Source organism: Methanobrevibacter sp., assembly GCF_045120835.1.
GTDB lineage: Archaea > Methanobacteriota > Methanobacteria > Methanobacteriales > Methanobacteriaceae > Methanocatella.
The window spans coordinates 1-2,810 of the sequence record NZ_JBGVFE010000066.1; the positions used below are offsets into that span (position 1 = coordinate 1).

The 2,810-nt window shown below is 35.0% G+C and carries 2 protein-coding genes; both read right to left on the reverse strand.

The genetic code is table 11. The features are described from left to right. The coding region (locus ACJMLO_RS06450) for a hypothetical protein (RefSeq protein WP_405295066.1) at positions 1–1,043 on the reverse strand (1,043 nt) is incomplete at its 3' end. Positions 1,044–1,180: 137 nt separating this feature from the next. Next, a partial coding sequence (locus tag ACJMLO_RS06455; RefSeq protein WP_405295068.1) for an FtsX-like permease family protein occupies positions 1,181–2,810 on the reverse strand: 1,630 nt, incomplete at its 5' end.

The window sequence follows — 2,810 nt, forward strand, 5'->3', positions numbered from 1 at the left end:
CCAACAATGCCCTCAATAACACCAGACAAATTCAAACCATCCACAAACTCAGTCAAATTAAACGCAAAATCAGGAAGACTACCAACAATGCCCTCAATAACACCAGACAAATTCAAACCATCCACAAACTCAGTCAAATTAAACGCAAAATCAGGAAGACTACCAACAATACCTTCAACGAAAGTGGACAGATTAAAATCATTGGCGAACTCAGTCAAATTAAACGCAAAATCAGGAAGATTAGCAATCAAATCATCAATAAATGCAGAAGTATTAAACATAATTCCGCCGATTATATCCTTAAATCCTTCCTTAATAGTTGAAATATTAATTGCCAACCCGTTTTTGATATAATCTATACCCACAGAAATCTCTGTATAGTTTACATAAGTTCCGTTTATACTTTCATCCAGCCCTTCAATAACTATGATATTGAGACCCAATCCGTCATAAAGCTCCCCTAATCCACTGATTATCATGGAACCATTAAAGTTATCGAGATTTATTGAAGAAATTATGATATCATAAATATCAGAAATATTCTGTACCTTGTTTGTGTCCTTAATATCAAACAATCCAGATAAATCCAAACTAATTTTACCGGGGTTATTAATTTTTTCGACATATTTAGTCAAATCAATCTTATCGCCAAATAGGGATGATAAAAATCCCCCAGAAATAGGAGTGCTGTCAGAACTAGCAAGCAATGGATCATTATCCGCGCCTTCAGGTCCAGAATCTGTATCATCAACAGAAACGATATCATCGTTATCTGTATTTTCCGCACCCAAAACCTCATTTGATTGATTATTTAACTTATTAAGAACAGTTGGTTCATCAGGATTTTCTAATTCATCAACTTCTGAAGCAACATTAAAATTATCTACTTCACCAACAACATCCTGCTCATCAACATCCACACTTGCTACCTGCATAACCGAATCATCAGACATATTGTCGGAATCTGCAGCACTTACAGCACCAACAGCAAGTAAGGAAATGAGAACAAGTGAAACAATTAATAAAAATTTATTCATTTTCAAACATGCCTCCATTGATAAAAGCTAAATAATATTTAAAACTAAAAAAATTCTCTAAACATTATAAAGTATACCTTATTATACATAATAATAAATATTAATTTAATATTATAAAAACATTAAGTATTTTAATAAACGATTCAATCAACATCTTTTAGTGCTTCAACCATGTTTAAATCATTAATTTTATCTGAAAACAAAAGATTAACACCAATTGATATTGAAAATGTTATTATTGCAGACAATAAAATGTTCCCCCAGGTTAAAGATGGAATATAATAAAGAGAATCTCCGGCCGCCCCCATCATTAGCGTCATGAAGTAGAATCCCAGCGGAATTCCCAAAACAAATCCGATGCAGGCAAATATTACATTTTGAGTTAAAAGCAATTTTCTTAAAACATTTGTCTTAAATCCCAAAACCTTCAATGTGGCAATCTCCCGCTCCATTTCTGTAAATGATAGAATTCCCAAATTATAAAGCACAAGAATAGCAAGAGCAACTGCCACAACTGTTACAACATAAACCATCATCATTACCGCTGTTGTAATCTGATCCCAGTTCTCTTTCATCGTGTCTATTGTGGTTTCGGATTTTATTGAGTCAAAGTTTTTGCCGTATGGCTCGGGCAGAATAATGTTTGTAGGCGTGAAATTAAGACCCTGGTCTTCCAAGGTATCTGGAGACATTATCAAACCCTGTGAAATTGGCTCCGCATGAATCTGGCCAATTTTAGATGATACCCATTCATCGCTTCCAACAATATGCCACCTTATTCTATCTCCCTTGATTAAATTAAACTTCTCGGCAAGCTTGGTAGATATTGATACATCCCCCTCATTGATTTCAATCGGATTCCTGCCACTGTCAGTGTAGGATATCAAATCCGTATTGTTCGATACGAGAATCGACGCCGTATCTTCCATATCATTTGCTTTAATCTCAATTATCTGCTGCATGATAAAGCTGCCGTCGGTATCGTTTAAGATGTACCATAATTCCATTGCCGATGCATTATTTGAAAGCAGCAATTTTGACTCATAATGAGTAATATCATCATATTCCCATGATTTCAATTCGTTCATACTGTCATTCATACCGAATGCGGCAATTAGCAGGGCCACACAACCCATAACGCCCACTATTGCCATCAGTGCCCTGAATTTATTTCTTCGAGCATCCCTCCAATTCCATCGGAGATTGAAACTCAAACGCTTCCAAAATCTTGATTTTTCAATTATTGTATTCGAAGAAGTATTTGGAGCCTTTTGTCTCATTGTATTTGCAGGATTTTCCTTTGAAATTCTCCTGCAACTAATATATGTTACAAAAACAGAGGATAAGACCATCAATACAGAAATATAAATAAAACTCATGTCAAATCCCGGATTCCACGAAGGCATACTATAGCTAGATTGCATTGTCGGATAAAACATCTGAGGAATTATCATAGGCCCCAAAATCAATCCTAAAACAGCCCCTGCCAAAACCGGCCAGAAACCATAAGACAGATAATGCAATATTATGGATTTGTCTTTAAATCCAACTGCCTTTAGAATTCCAATTTGAGTTCTCTGATGAGTAACAATCCGTGTCATTGTTGTTAGAAGTGTTAAAAATGTTACCAGGATAAATACAATTGGAAAAACATCCCCGATCATCTTGTGTTCCGCCATCTCATCTGAAAACTTAGAAACGCTTAACTGGTCTTCCTTTTTAGTGAATGACAAATAATCAATTGAATCATCTAATTTATCTCTAAAATCATTA